The sequence below is a fragment of the Terrabacter tumescens genome (genome assembly GCF_014646815.1).
Classification (GTDB): domain Bacteria; phylum Actinomycetota; class Actinomycetes; order Actinomycetales; family Dermatophilaceae; genus Terrabacter; species Terrabacter tumescens.
Window position 1 is genome coordinate 236,929 of sequence record NZ_BMNZ01000001.1, and the last position, 12,924, is coordinate 249,852.

Annotated in this window: 11 protein-coding genes; 8 read left to right on the forward strand and 3 right to left on the reverse strand. The window is 72.5% G+C overall.

All coding sequences use genetic code 11. The annotated features are described in order from the left end of the window. Positions 1-133 precede the first annotated feature (133 nt). The 3 genes from IEY30_RS01120 to rpsT all read left to right on the forward strand — a co-directional run bounded on the left by IEY30_RS01120 (position 134) and on the right by rpsT (position 3,982). The gene (locus IEY30_RS01120; RefSeq protein WP_030146504.1) at positions 134-2,374 is read left to right on the forward strand and encodes an ATP-dependent DNA helicase; all 2,241 of its coding nucleotides are present in this window, start codon (positions 134-136) and stop codon (positions 2,372-2,374) included. Positions 2,375-2,477: 103 nt separating this feature from the next. Continuing rightward, a complete protein-coding gene (holA, locus tag IEY30_RS01125; RefSeq protein WP_030146503.1) occupies positions 2,478-3,437 on the forward strand; it encodes a DNA polymerase III subunit delta in 960 nt (319 codons plus the stop codon). Between the two features lie 284 nt (positions 3,438-3,721). Continuing rightward, positions 3,722-3,982 carry a 30S ribosomal protein S20 gene (rpsT, locus tag IEY30_RS01130; RefSeq protein WP_030146502.1) on the forward strand — a complete coding sequence of 87 codons (261 nt, stop codon included), beginning with the start codon at positions 3,722-3,724 and terminating at the stop codon, positions 3,980-3,982. 79 nt (positions 3,983-4,061) lie between these two features. Here the strand turns inward: rpsT and IEY30_RS01135 are convergent, their stop codons facing one another. Next, positions 4,062-4,622 (reverse strand): type II toxin-antitoxin system PemK/MazF family toxin, encoded by a 561-nt coding sequence (locus IEY30_RS01135; protein ID WP_043415895.1) that lies wholly within the window; start codon positions 4,620-4,622, stop codon positions 4,062-4,064. Positions 4,623-4,760: 138 nt separating this feature from the next. Here IEY30_RS01135 and IEY30_RS01140 point away from each other — a divergent pair, with 138 nt between their 5' ends. Next, a complete protein-coding gene (locus IEY30_RS01140; protein ID WP_030146500.1) occupies positions 4,761-5,990 on the forward strand; it encodes an MFS transporter in 1,230 nt (409 codons plus the stop codon). 69 nt (positions 5,991-6,059) lie between these two features. Here IEY30_RS01140 and IEY30_RS01145 read toward each other — a convergent pair whose 3' ends face one another. Further along, positions 6,060-7,214 (reverse strand): M48 family metallopeptidase, encoded by a 1,155-nt coding sequence (locus IEY30_RS01145; RefSeq protein ID WP_229674779.1) that lies wholly within the window; start codon positions 7,212-7,214, stop codon positions 6,060-6,062. A 205-nt stretch (positions 7,215-7,419) separates the two neighbouring features. Here IEY30_RS01145 and lepA point away from each other — a divergent pair, with 205 nt between their 5' ends. The 3 genes from lepA (at position 7,420) to IEY30_RS01160 (ending at position 10,698) form a co-directional block, all read left to right on the forward strand. Further along, positions 7,420-9,264, forward strand: a complete 1,845-nt coding sequence (lepA, locus tag IEY30_RS01150; protein ID WP_030146498.1) for a translation elongation factor 4 — start codon at positions 7,420-7,422, stop codon at positions 9,262-9,264. A gap of 37 nt (positions 9,265-9,301) precedes the next feature. Beyond that, positions 9,302-10,153, forward strand: a complete 852-nt coding sequence (locus IEY30_RS01155; protein WP_052358183.1) for a helix-turn-helix domain-containing protein — start codon at positions 9,302-9,304, stop codon at positions 10,151-10,153. Positions 10,154-10,218: 65 nt separating this feature from the next. Continuing rightward, positions 10,219-10,698: a VOC family protein gene (locus IEY30_RS01160; protein WP_229674780.1), complete on the forward strand. Its 480-nt coding sequence runs from the start codon at positions 10,219-10,221 to the stop codon at positions 10,696-10,698. A 35-nt stretch (positions 10,699-10,733) separates the two neighbouring features. Here IEY30_RS01160 and IEY30_RS01165 read toward each other — a convergent pair whose 3' ends face one another. Next, positions 10,734-11,555 (reverse strand): tyrosine-protein phosphatase, encoded by an 822-nt coding sequence (locus tag IEY30_RS01165; RefSeq protein ID WP_030146495.1) that lies wholly within the window; start codon positions 11,553-11,555, stop codon positions 10,734-10,736. Between the two features lie 95 nt (positions 11,556-11,650). Between IEY30_RS01165 and IEY30_RS01170 the strand changes: the two genes are divergently transcribed. After that, a complete protein-coding gene (locus IEY30_RS01170; RefSeq protein WP_081920278.1) occupies positions 11,651-12,913 on the forward strand; it encodes an MFS transporter in 1,263 nt (420 codons plus the stop codon). Positions 12,914-12,924 lie beyond the last annotated feature (11 nt).

Genomic DNA, 12,924 nt, shown 5'->3' on the forward strand with positions numbered 1-12,924 from the left:
CCTCGGACAGCCGAATCGCCGGAGTGGCGAGTGATGTCGGGCACCGCGGTGCGGCGGGAGCGGCACGAGGTGGGTCCACAGGCCGGGGGTCCACGGGGGCGGAGCCCCCGTGTGTCGGCACTACGCTGAACCAATGCCCCAGCGACCCGCGCTCGACGACCTCCTCCACGCCGCGGTGTCGGGGGTCGGCGGTGCCGAGCGGCCCGGACAGGTCCAGATGGCCAAGGCCGTCGCCCACGCCATCGACGACGGCGAGCACCTGCTCGTGCAGGCCGGCACCGGCACCGGCAAGTCGCTGGCCTACCTCGTGCCTGCGGTCGCCCACGCCTTCGAGGCGGGCAAGCCTGCCGTCGTGGCGACGGCGACCTTGGCCCTCCAGGCGCAGATCGTCGACCGCGACATGCCGCGCGTGGCCGACGCCCTGGCGCCGGTCCTCGGCCGGCGTCCCACCTACGCGCTCGTCAAGGGGCGCCGCAACTACGTGTGCCTCAACAAGCTCGAGGGCGGCTTCCCCGACGACGAGGACGGGCTGCTCTCGGTCGGTCAGGTCGACGCCTCCGTCGGGCGACTCGGCCAGGAGGTCGTCCGGCTCCGCGAGTGGGCGGGCGCCACGGACTCCGGCGACCGCGACGAGCTCGTGCCCGGCGTCTCCGAGCGGGCCTGGCGCCAGGTCTCGGTCTCGGCCCACGAGTGCCTGGGCGGCAAGTGCCCGCTGGTCGCGGAGTGCTTCGTCGAGCGCGCCCGCGAGGCCGCCAAGGACGTCGACGTCATCGTCACCAACCACTCCTTCATGGCCATCGACTCGTTCGAGGGGCGCCAGATGCTGCCCGAGCACGACGTGCTCGTCGTCGACGAGGCGCACGAGCTCGTCGACCGCGTCACCGCGACGATCACCGACGAGCTGACCGGCACCATGGTCATGACGGCCGCCAAGAAGGCCGGCCGCATGTCGGAGAACACCGCCGCGATGGACGAGGCGGGGGAGCTGCTCGCGCAGGCGCTCGAGCCGCTCGAGGAGGGCCGGATGCTCGGCATCCCGGAGTCCCTCGGGATGGCCCTCGCCCGGGTGCGTGACACCGCGCGCACGGTCCAGAGCGACCTCAAGCCGCCGCCCGGGCAGGAGGTCGACGGCGCTCGCCAGATCGCCCGCGCGGCGGTCGACGAGGTGCACGAGAACGCCGAGCGCATCCTCGAGGAGCGCGAGCTCGACGTCGTGTGGTTGAACCGCGACCAGCGCCGCGGGCCGGTCCTGCGCGTCGCGCCGATGAGCGTCGCGATGCTGGTGCGCGACAAGGTCTTCGAGGAGCGCACGGTCGTGCTCACCTCGGCGACGCTCGAGCTCGGCGGCACGTTCGACTCCGTGGCCGGCACCATCGGCCTGCGGGGCGAGGGCGCTCCGAAGTGGCAGGGTCTCGACGTCGGAAGCCCCTTCGACTACCCCAAGCAGGCCATCGCCTACGTCGCGGCCCACCTGCCGCCGCCCGGCCGCGACGGGGCGGGCGACGACACCCTCGACGAGATCGAGCAGCTCGTCCGTGCCGCCGGCGGCCGCACGCTCGGCCTCTTCTCGTCGATGCGTGCCGCGCAGACGGCTGCAGAGATCATGCGCGCCCGCTTCGGCGACGACATCCCCGTCCTGTGCCAGGGCGAGGACCAGATCACCACGCTCGTGCGCCAGTTCGCCCGCGACCCGCGCACCTGCCTCTTCGGCACCCTCACCCTCTGGCAGGGCGTCGACGTGCCCGGCTCGTCGTGCCAGCTCGTCATCATCGACCGCATCCCCTTCCCGCGCCCCGACGACCCGCTCGCCTCGGCGCGGTCGCAGGCCATCGCGCGCATGGGCGGCAACGGCTTCATGGCCGTCTCCGCCACCCACGCCGCGCTCCGGCTCGCCCAGGGGGCCGGCCGCCTCGTGCGCCGGGCCGACGACCGCGGCGTCGTGGCCTTCCTCGACTCCCGGATGATGACGGCGAGGTATGCCGGGTTCCTCCAGCGCTCGCTGCCGCCCTTCTACCCGACGACCGACAAGAAGATGGTGCTCGCCGCGCTCGCCCGCCTGGACGCGATGGCTCCGCCGCCCGTGGCCGTCGAGGAGCCGGCGCTGCGCTCCCTGACCGGGGCACGCGCCGACGCCGACGGCACGGAGCACCCGAGGCCGGTCGCCGTGCCGCCGCCCCCGCCTGTCTCGTCCCGCAGCGCCGTCACCTCCGGACACGCGTGGACCGACGAGCAGGACGAGGAGCTGCGCGACGCCGCAGAGGCCGGCATGCAGCTCGACGAGCTCGTCGACCACTTCGAGCTGCCCGAGGAGACCATCGGCGCACGCGTCGAGCAGCTCGGTCTCACCATTGCCACCGGCGCTCTCTTCGACTGAGCACGACCGGGCTCGCCCGCGGGCTCTCGGGTGCGCCCGCGCGCACCACCCGGATGCGTCGGGGTCGGGTCCTGCTGTCCGGGCCTCATGGCAGAGTTGGGCCATGACCGACCCGGCCGTCCCGCCCTTCGTGCTCGTGACCGGCCCGGAGGGCGTCCTCGTCGAGCGCGCCGTCGCCGCGGTCCTCGTCGGCGCCAAGGAGGCCGACGTCGAGGTCATCCGGATCGACCCGTCGACCTACGAGGCCGGAGCGCTGCAGATGCACGCGAGCCCCTCGCTCTTCGGCGGGGCCAAGACGATCGTCGTGCGCGACCTGCACGAGTCCGCCGACGAGCTGCAGCTCGACCTGCTCTCGCTCCTCGCGGCGCCCGACCCCGACCTCGGCCTCGTCGTCGCCCACGGCGGCGGCATGAAGGGCAAGAAGGTCCTCGACACCATGAAGAAGGCCGGCGCCCGGGTCATCGAGTGCCCGGCCGTCAAGACCGATCGCGACAAGACCGACTTCGTCATGAAGGAGTTCGCGGCCGCCCGGCGCAAGATCACCAACGACGGTGTCCGGGCCCTCATCGAGGCCGTCGGCAAGGACGTGCGCGAGCTGGCCGCCGCGTGCTCGCAGCTCGTCTCCGACACCGAGGGCACGATCGACGACGCCGTGGTCGACACCTACCACGGGGGCAAGGTCGAGGCGACGGGCTTCAGGGTCGCCGACGCGACGGTGGCAGGACAGTCGGGGGAGGCGCTGCGCCTCCTGCGTCACGCCATCGCCACCGGCGTCGACCCCGTGCCGATCGTCGCCGTCATCGCCTCGCAGCTGCGTCAGCTCATCAAGGTCGGTGCCGCCGGTCGCGGCAGCTCGGCCCAGCTGGCCAAGAGCCTCGGGATGGCACCTTGGCAGGTCGACAAGGCGCGCCGCGCCGTCGGGCACTGGAGCGCCGACGGGCTCGCCGTCGCGGTCCAGGCCGTCGCCGCCGCCGACTTCGAGGTCAAGGGCGGCGGACGCGACCCGGTCTATGCCGTCGAGCGGGCGATCCTCACCATCGCCCGGGCGCGCGCCGCGCGCTGACGCGGCGCTGACCGGCGTCTGGCCGGCAGTGTCTGTCCGGCGGCTCTGCTGCCTGCGGGACGACGCCGAGCCCGTGGTCACGAGGAGGGGCGTCACGGCACACGGCCGGTTTGGTGGCGCGCACCGGCCGCTGGTAACTTTGACCCTTGCGTGCGCGCTCAGGTCGTGCGCGCATGCATGCTCCACCCAGAGCTGTTCACGCAGGGTTGTCCCCACTCCCGGTCCCGAGCAGCTTTGCCGCCCTCTAACGGCAACCATCCGACCGAACGAAAGAAACCATCAACGTGGCAAACATCAAGTCGCAGCTCAAGCGCATCAAGACCAACGCGACGCGCACCGAGCGCAACAAGGCCGTCAAGAGCGAGCTTCGCACGTGGGTCCGCAAGGTCCGCGAGGCCACGGCCTCCGGCGACAAGGACGCAGCTGCCGAGGCCCTCAAGACCGCCTCGAAGAAGCTCGACAAGGCTGTCAGCAAGGGTGTCATCCACCAGAACCAGGCCGCCAACAAGAAGTCGGCCATGGCGAAGAAGGTCGCGTCGCTCTGACGCACACCCTGCACGCCTGAACGGGCCCGTCACCACGTGGTGACGGGCCCGATCTGCGTCCGGGAGCGTCCCGGAGCGCTCAGCCGTGCAGGGCGCGAGCCGCCGCGACGACCTCGTCGTACCGGTCACGGGGGAGCACGGCGCCCTCCCGGCGCACCCCGTCCGGGTCCACCCGGACGAGACGGTTGACGCGCACCTCGCTGGGGCGGCCCTGCCGGTCCCAGGCCCCGGAGCCGATGTCGACCCACTCGCGGCCCGAGCGGCGCTCCTGCTGCTCGTCGCGGTCGTGGTCCTTGCTCGTCAGGGGCAGCGCCACGAGCCAGTCGCCCTCGTGCCCGACGACGAGCACGGGACGGTCCTTGCCCTGGCTGTGGTCCTCCTCGTAGGGCACCCACGTCCAGACGATCTCGCCCGGGTCGGGGCGGCCGTCCCGTCGCGGGGCGTAGGTCGTGTCCGGCAGGCGCATCGCGTCACCCGGGTAGGCGCCGACCGGCCCGCCGGCGGGAGTGGCCGGGGTGGTGGAGGTGGCGGCCCCCCGGCGGGAGCTCGCGCGCGGGGCGGGTCGCCGGCCGGTCGCGGTGGAGCCGCTGCGCACGAGGCCGCGCAGCCGGCCGAGGAGTCGCTCGAAGGTGCTGGACATGGGAATCACCGTAGCCGCGCCGCCGTTACCGTTGGAGTCCGAGACCGGGTCGACGGCGATCCGCACCATGCCATCACGCCATCCCGCCGGTGCCACCACCGCCGGACGCCGCCGCACGACCGAACCCGGAGAGACCTCTTGAGCCCCGCCAGACGACGCACGACCCTCGCCATCCTGGCCATCGCCGTCGGCGGCTTCGCGATCGGCACGACCGAGTTCGTGACGATGGGCCTGCTGCCGCAGATCGCCGAGGGCACCGGTGTCGACATCGCGACGGCCGGCCACTACGTGTCGGCCTACGCGCTGGGCGTCGTCGTCGGCGCGCCGCTCATCGCCGTCGCTGCCGCGAAGGTCCCTCGCAAGGGCCTGCTCATGGGCCTCATGGCCTTCTTCGCGATCGCCCACCTGGCCGTCCTCGCGGCCGACACATACCCCACCGTCATGGCCGCCCGCTTCCTGGCCGGTCTGCCGCACGGCGCCTTCTTCGGCATCGGGTCGGTCGTCGCAGCCTCCCTCGTCTCGCACCAGCGGCGCACGGCCGCCGTGGCCGCCATCCTCGGTGGCCTCGGCGTCGCGAACGTCGTCGGCGTCCCGGTGGCGACGCTGCTGGGTCAGCGCTTCTCGTGGCACCTGCCCTACGTGCTCGTCGGCCTCATCGCGGTGGTCACCGTCGTCGCCATCGGCCTCTTCCTGCCGCACCAGGCGCCGAGCGGCGACGAGTCCATGCGCGCCGAGATGCAGGCGCTGCGGCGGGTGCAGGTCTGGCTGGCCCTGCTCATCGGCGTCGTCGGCTTCGGTGGCATGTTCGCGATGTACTCCTTCATCACCCCGACGATGACCGAGCTCGCCGGCCTCGACGAGCGCTACATCCCCTGGGTGCTCGCCGCCTACGGCGTCGGCATGGTCGCGGGCATGGTCCTGAGCGGCCGCGTCGCCAACCGCGTCGGCGTGCTCAAGGGCATCATCGGTGCGCTCGGCCTCATCGCCGTGCTGCTCGCCGTCTTCGGCTGGGCCGCCCAGACGCTCTGGCTCGCCGTCGTCATGGTCTTCGTCCTCGGGCTGCTGCCCTCCATCGTCGTCCCGCTGCTCCAGACGCGGCTCATGGACGTCGCGCACGAGGGCCAGTCGCTCGCGGCCGCCCTCAACCACTCGACGCTCAACACCGCGAACGCGCTCGGTGCCTGGCTCGGCTCGCTCGTGCTGGCCGCGGGCTGGGGCTACGGTGCGCCGAGCCTCGTCGGCGCCGGGCTCGCGGTGCTCGGCGTCGGGGTGGCTGTCCTGTCGGCGGTCGTCGAGCGCCGTTCGCGTGCCGCGCACCCACCCGAGGCGCAGAGCCGGCCGGCGTCCGTCACGTCGGCCCGGGCCTGACCGAGCGCTGCCAGCCGAGCCGCCCGTGACGGTCGGCTCGAGCGCGCCGGGCGACGGCAGCCTCGTCGATCAGGGTCTCCACCGGTCGTCGTCCCGTGTGGGGTCGGGCGCGGGCCGGTCGACGGCCCTCTCGCCGGCCCGGTCGCCGGCCCTGTCGACGGCCTCGTCCTCACGCCGAGCCGGTGCGCCCACGGTCGGCGCCACGTCGACGGGCGAGGCGGCATACGCTCCGTAGGTCTGCTGGACGGCGGCGTAGGCCGGAGCCTCGGCGATGGACGGAGCCGCCACCTCGAGCGGGGTGGGGACGAAGCCGACCATCGCGGGCAGGGCGTAGGCACCGGGAGCGGCCGGCGTGCCCCAGAGCCACGGCTCCTTCGGGCGCCAGAGCAAGCGGCCCGGACGGCGCCGGTCGCGCAGGGCGTGCATGCGCCACAGCAGGACGGGGTGGCTCGCGGCGGCGTTGGTGACCCACACGAAGAAGCCCGGCTCGGTCACGGCGCGGTCCGCCATGGCGTCGACGTCGACCGACCGGCCGAGGTACTTGCCGCCGGCGAGCGTCGCCATGGCCGAGCGGGCGCCCTGCGGCGCGAGGGCGTGGCCGTAGCTGTCGGCGGTGTACTCCTGCGCGCGGCTGAGGGTCGAGCCGATGAACGGGATCCACTGCGAGGCGAACGTGCCGAGGATGCGCCAGTAGCTGACGTGCCCGGCGGCGATGTGGCCGACCTCGTGGGCGATGACGAAGCGCAGCGCGTCGGGCTCGCGCGCCGCGCCGCCGACCTCGAGCAGGTCGCTGTTGACGAAGACGAAGCGGCGGAAGCCGTGGCCCGACGCGGCGGCGTTGATGACGCCGTTGCCGAGCACGACGTAGGCGTCGGGGACGTACGACAGGCCCGACCGCGCGGCCGCGTCGACGAGCATCGAGTAGGCCTCGGGAAACTGCTCGGGCGTCAGCTTGATGCCGCTCAGGCGCTGCTGGGCCCACAGCTGCCCGCGCGCGAACCAGACGAGCACCGGGGCGAAGATCAGCGCCAGGGCGTAGACGTCGGGCGTGCGCCGCTGGTCGATCGCGACCGACACCTCCGAGACGGCCACCACGAGCAGCAGCACCGAGGTGACGACGGCGGCGACGAGCGTCACGATCTCGCGGGGGTGCCGCACGTAGCGGCGCAGCGGCAGGTGCGACCCGGGGGCCACGGGCAGGACCTGCATGGGTTGGGCGCGCATGGCGGCCATTGTGCGTCACGACGGCGACCCTCGTCGGGTGCGGGGCACGACGGCGTGAGCGGCGGACCCCCAAAGCATGGGAGACTGTGGTGGTTGTGGCGGCGCCAGGGCGCCCGAGCGAGCCGATCGCCTCGGACGCCCGGCCCCGCCGACCAGCACCATCCCCGTCACCCTGACTCTGCGAGGTTCGTCCCACGTGTCGCCCATGGCCCGATCCGCGTTGGCACCCAACGCAACGCCGCCGGACCTGATCCGCAACTTCTGCATCATCGCGCACATCGACCACGGCAAGTCCACGCTGGCCGACCGCATGCTGCAGCTGACCGGCGTCGTCGACTCGCGCGCCATGCGCGCGCAGTACCTCGACCGCATGGACATCGAGCGCGAGCGCGGCATCACGATCAAGAGCCAGGCCGTGCGCATGCCGTGGGAGCTGGACGGCACGACGTACGCCCTCAACATGATCGACACCCCGGGCCACGTCGACTTCACCTACGAGGTGTCCCGCTCGCTCGCCGCGTGCGAGGGCGCCGTGCTCCTCGTCGACGCCGCGCAGGGCATCGAGGCGCAGACGCTCGCCAACCTCTACCTCGCGATGGAGAACGACCTCACCATCGTCCCGGTGCTCAACAAGATCGACCTGCCGGCGGCCCAGCCGGAGAAGTACGCCGAGGAGCTGGCCAAGCTCATCGGCTGCGAGCCCGAGGACTGCCTCAAGGTGTCGGGCAAGACCGGTGCGGGCGTCGAGCCGCTGCTCGACACGATCGTGCGCGACCTGCCGGCCCCGGTCGGCGACCCCGCCGCTCCCGCCCGCGCGATGATCTTCGACTCGGTCTACGACACCTACCGCGGCGTCGTCACCTACGTCCGCGTCGTCGACGGCAACCTCAGCCCGCGCGAGAAGATCGTCATGATGTCGACCCGGGCGACGCACGAGCTGCTCGAGATCGGCGTCATCAGCCCCGAGCCGGTGCCCTCCAAGGGCCTCGGGGTCGGCGAGGTCGGCTACCTCATCACCGGCGTCAAGGACGTGCGCCAGTCGCGCGTCGGCGACACGGTGACCAATGCGAGCAAGCCGGCGACGAAGGACCTCGGCGGCTACCGCGACCCCAAGCCGATGGTCTTCTCCGGCCTCTATCCCATCGACGGCTCGGACTATCCCGACCTGCGCGACGCCCTCGACAAGCTCAAGCTCAACGACGCCGCTCTCGTCTACGAGCCCGAGACGTCGGCGGCGCTCGGCTTCGGCTTCCGCGTCGGCTTCCTCGGGCTGCTGCACCTCGAGATCGTCCGCGAGCGCCTCGAGCGCGAGTTCGGCCTCGACCTCATCTCGACCCAGCCCAACGTCGTCTACGACGTGACGATGGACGACGGCAAGGCCGTGCACGTCACCAACCCGAGCGAGTACCCCGACGGCAAGATCCGCGAGGTCAGCGAGCCCGTCGTGCGTGCCACGATCCTCGCGCCGAGCGAGTTCGTCGGCGCGATCATGGAGCTGTGCCAGCAGAAGCGCGGCAACCTGCGCGGCATGGACTACCTCTCCGAGGACCGCGTCGAGATGCGCTACACCCTGCCGCTCGCCGAGATCGTCTTCGACTTCTTCGACCAGCTGAAGTCGCGCACCCGCGGCTACGCCTCGCTCGACTACGAGCCCGACGGTGAGCAGGTCGCCGACCTCGTCAAGGTCGAGATCCTCCTGCAGGGCGAGACCGTCGACGCCTTCTCGGCCATCGTGCACCGCGACAAGGCGTACGCCTACGGCGTCATGATGGCGAGCAAGCTCAAGGACCTCATCCCGCGCCAGCAGTTCGAGGTGCCGATCCAGGCGGCCATCGGCTCGCGCATCATCGCCCGCGAGAACATCCGCGCCATCCGCAAGGACGTGCTCGCCAAGTGCTACGGCGGCGACATCAGCCGCAAGCGCAAGCTCCTCGAGAAGCAGAAGGAGGGCAAGAAGCGCATGAAGATGGTCGGTCGGGTCGAGGTGCCGCAGGAGGCCTTCGTCGCTGCGCTCTCGAGCGACGGCGACTTGGGCAAGACCAAGAAGTAGCCGTCCTCGGAGGCACGCGCGGTCGTACCGTGGTGCCGTGGAGGCGGACTCCCCGGACGGTGAGCGGGCCACCCGCGTCGGAGCGACGCGGGTGGAGCACCACGAGCACGTGCCCACCGCTCGGCTGTCCGGACTCGTCGAGCGTGCCGTCGGCTACCGCCTGTCGGGCTTCCCTGCGGGGATCCACGTCGGTATGCCGTCCCGCACCGTCACGCTGGTCGTGCCCCTGGGGCAGCCGCTGACGGTCGCCGACCCTGGTGGGCTACCCCGGATCCACAGCTCGGTCGTCGCCGGCCTGAGTGCGGCGCCCTCCCACATCCACCACGACGGCGCCCAGCACGGCGTCCAGCTGGCCCTGCGCCCGGAGGCGGTCCGTGCCCTGTTCGGGATGCCGGCCGCGGAGCTCGCCTCGCGCTCCTACGACCTCGCGGACGTCGTCGGGGCGCAGGCGCACAGCCTGCGCGACCAACTCCACGGCGCTGAAGCGTGGCCCGACCGCTTCGCGCTCGTCGACGACTGGCTCGTGGGACTGCTCGACGGTGCCCCACGTCTCGGCACGCCTGAACCCGAGGTCCTCGAGGCGTGGCGGCTCATCGGCGTCTCCGGGGGATCGGTGCCGGTCCGCGACGTGGCCGCGCGCGTGGGCTGGTCGATGCGGCGGTTGCAGTCGCGGTTCCGGCACGAGTTCGGGGTCAGCCCCAAGACCGCGGCGGTGCTCCGTCGGTTCGAGCGGTCCGTGCCGCTCGTCGCCGGTCGCCGGCATGCCCTGACCGAGGTCGCGCTGCGATGCGGCTGGACCGACCACGCACACATGGACCGGGACTGGCGCGCGCTGGCAGGCACCTCGCCGATGCGGTGGCGGACCGAGGACGTGCTGGTCGCCCACTGAGCGCCCGCGGGCCTCGCGCGCATTCGTCCAAGACAGGCCGGTCGGGGTGGCCGCAGGGTGGAGCCATGGACAACGAGATGAGCTCAGGCAGCAGGACCACCATCGGGACGGACGGCGAGGCGGCAGCGGGTGTCGGAGCGGGAACCGTTGCGGCACAAGCGGGCCGTGACCACAACGTCTGGGTCGGTCTCAGCTACGAGGACCCGCTCGCCGCGCGCGAGTGGCTGCGCGCCCTCGGCTTCGTCGACGGCGTCGTCGTGCCGGGGGAGGCTCCCGGCGAGATCAGGCACAGTGAGATGCTCTGGCCCGAGGGCGGCCGCGTCATGGTCAGCAGCCGCGCGCGGACCGACCCCGCCTTCGTGTCGGCACCGGGGGCGGCGACGGTCTACGTCGTCGTCGATGATCCCGACCCGGTCTGGGAGCGGGCCCGGCGCCTCGGCGCCGTCGTGCAGCGTCCGCTCGAGGAGACGGACTATGGATCCCGCGGCTTCTCGGTGGTGGACCCGGAGGGCACGAGCTGGAGCTTCGGCACCTACGCGGGCTGACGGCATACGACAGCGCGTGACGGGTCCCGGACGGCTCAGTCGTCGAGGAGCTTGTGGCGCATGCGGTCCGTGTCGGCGGACGTCCAGCCCTGCGTGCGGAGCCAGCCGTGCACGCCCCCGTGCCGCTCGTCGAGGGCGTCGAGGAGCAGGCGCATCGTGTCGGTCGTGGGGGACTGCTGCGCGACCGTCTTGTCGGCGAGGTTGCGGGCGTAGGCCGGCCGCGAGCGCAGGCGCTCCATGATGGCCGCGACCCGCTCCGCCGAGGCCGCGAAGTCGGCGATGACGAGCTCGTCGGGCACGTCGACGACCTTGAGCGCGAGGCCCACCACGGTGCCCGTGCGGTCCTTGCCGGCGGCGCAGTGCACGACCGCGGCGCCCTCGCTCGAGGCGATGGCCTGCAGGGCTGCGACGACGGAGTCGGGACGGCTGGCGAGGTAGGAGAGGTAGTGCTCCGACCAGAACCGGTCGTGCGCACGGGCCTGGTCCGGGTCGCGCCTCGCGGCCGTGAGCTCGCGTCGCTCGTCGGTCTCCCACGGCAGGGCACGCTCGGCGGCCGGGATGCCCGACTCGTCGGTGTCCTCGCGGTAGAGCGTGTGGTGGTGGTGCGTCACGCCCTCGACCGCGCGGAGGGGGCCGTCGCCCTCCTTGGCCAGCTCGACGTGGGTGCGCAGGTCGACGATGTCGGTGACGCCGTAGTCGCCCACGAGTGTCTCCACGGCGGCGGCGGAGAGGTCCTGGAGGTTGTCCGAGCGCAGCAACCGGCGGGGGCGGACGGTGTCACCGTCGGCTGTCACCATGCCTCCGAGGTCACGCATGTTGACGACGCCGTCGATCTCGATCCAGTGGGGGAGGTACACGTCAGAAGCCTATGCGACCTGGGGAATCCGGTTGCGGCGACCTGCCTACCGTCAGATATCTTGACGTCGAGACAGATTGAGCGAGGGAGACGAGCGTGACGTCCAGCACCACTCCACCTGTGGCAGCGCCCCTGACCCGGCGGGGCGTCCCGGTGGACCACGACCTGCGCATCCTCGCCGTCGGGTCGTTCGCCAACCGGTTCGGCGCCGGCGCCGTCCTCACGACGAGCGCGCTCTACTTCACCCGGCAGGTCGGCTTCAGCGCCACCGAGGTCGCCCTCGCGATGTCCGTGTCGGCGATCGTCGGCATCGTCGTCCAGGTGCCCGCCGGGCACCTCGGCGACACCCGCGGGCCGCGCCGGGTGCTCACCGCGTTCATGGTCGGCGCCGCGGTCTTCAGTGCACCGCCGGTCCTCGCGACCACCCCGTGGGCGCTCGCCCTCCTGCTCGGCGTGCTCGCCTTCTTCGAGCGGGGCGCGGGCGCCGTCAACCAGGGCGTCATCGCCCAGCTCGCGACCGGCGGCCGCGGGGTGCTCTTCAAGGCCTACCTGCGCGCCGTCACCAACACCGCCCTCGGGCTCGGCTCGGTCTTCGGCGGTGCGGCCCTCATCATCGACGAGCGCTGGGCCTACGTCGGCGTCTTCGTCCTCAACGCCGTCTTCACCGGCTTCGCCGCCTGGAACACGACCCGGCTGCCCGACATCGCGCCCCACGCCCGGGCGGTCGGCGAGCCGCGACTCGCCGTCGTGCGTGACTGGCCCTACGTCGTCATCACCGTCCTCACCGGGCTCTTCTCCCTCCACTTCTTCGTCATGGAGCTCGGGCTCGCGCTCTACGTCTCCGCCCGCACGGCCGCCCCGACCGTCATGGTGGCGATCCTGCTCATCCTCAACACGGCTGCCGTCGCGCTCTTCCAGGTGCGTCTGTCGCGCCGCGCGGACTCGGTGGAGGCCGGTGCGCGGGCGCTCGTGCGCGGGGCCTGGTGGATCGCGGCCGGCTTCGCCGTCGTCGCGCTCGCCGACCGGGGGAGCCGCTGGCTCGCCGTCGGTGCCCTCGTCGTCGGGTCCCTCGTGCACGTCGTCGGCGAGATGATCGGCTCGGGCGGCCAGTGGGGGCTGCAGATGGGGCTCGCGCCGCACGAGCGGCAGGGGCAGTACCAAGGCTTCGCCGGGCTCGGCTTCAGCGTGCTCGCCGTCGTCGCGCCCCCGGTCGTCACCTACTTCTGCGTCGACCTCGGCGAGACGGGCTGGCTCATCCTGGCTGCCTTCATGGTCGTCATCGCGCTCGTCTCGGTCCCGGCGGCCCGGTGGGCGCTCGCGTCCCGGGCCCGCTACGGCGTCACGACGCACTCCGGCTGACGCGCCCTGCC

Bases quoted from the DNA above. Each gene is read 5' to 3' on its own strand.
- holA (WP_030146503.1), top strand. From the start codon at position 2,478: ATGACCGACCCGGCCGTCCCGCCCTTCGTGCTCGTGACCGGCCCGGAG.
- IEY30_RS01135 (WP_043415895.1), bottom strand. From the start codon at position 4,622: ATGTCCAGCACCTTCGAGCGACTCCTCGGCCGGCTGCGCGGCCTCGTG.
- IEY30_RS01145 (WP_229674779.1), bottom strand. From the start codon at position 7,214: ATGCGCGCCCAACCCATGCAGGTCCTGCCCGTGGCCCCCGGGTCGCAC.
- IEY30_RS01120 (WP_030146504.1), top strand. From the start codon at position 134: ATGCCCCAGCGACCCGCGCTCGACGACCTCCTCCACGCCGCGGTGTCG.
- lepA (WP_030146498.1), top strand. From the start codon at position 7,420: ATGGCCCGATCCGCGTTGGCACCCAACGCAACGCCGCCGGACCTGATC.
- IEY30_RS01160 (WP_229674780.1), top strand. From the start codon at position 10,219: ATGGACAACGAGATGAGCTCAGGCAGCAGGACCACCATCGGGACGGAC.